The organism is Sphingomonas sp. LH128, assembly GCF_000293195.2.
GTDB lineage: Bacteria > Pseudomonadota > Alphaproteobacteria > Sphingomonadales > Sphingomonadaceae > Novosphingobium > Novosphingobium resinovorum_A.
The window spans coordinates 1-310 of record NZ_ALVC01000595.1 but is presented as its reverse complement, the minus strand read 5'-3'; the positions used below and the strand labels follow the sequence as shown (position 1 = coordinate 310).

Here is a 310-nt window from a genome sequence, read left to right as displayed (position 1 = left end):
CCCACCCCGCTGCGACTAGGCAGCAAGCTGCCAAGTCTCGCTCCCCTCCCGCTTGCGGGAGGGGCTGGGGGTGGGCCTTCTTCTTCTCTTAGCGCCTGACGTCGCCGCCCGAAGCCGAGAAGGCTTCCAGCTCCGCCGGTCCGACCAGACACATGTCGCCGGGCACGGTATGCTTGAGCACGGTGTAGGCCAGCCCCGCCTGCGCGGTGGCGACGAGGTCCGCGCCCTGCAGCCACTTGTGCAGCACGCCCGCCGCAAAGGCGTCGCCGGTGCCGATGCGGTCGACGATGCCGGTGACATCGACCTCGCT

1 protein-coding gene is annotated in these 310 nt (G+C 70.0%); it reads right to left on the bottom strand.

All coding sequences use genetic code 11. The features are described 5' to 3' along the window. Nucleotides 1–88: 88 nt before the first annotated feature. The coding region (locus LH128_RS30490) for a PfkB family carbohydrate kinase (protein WP_008833547.1) at nt 89–310 on the bottom strand (222 nt) is incomplete at its 5' end.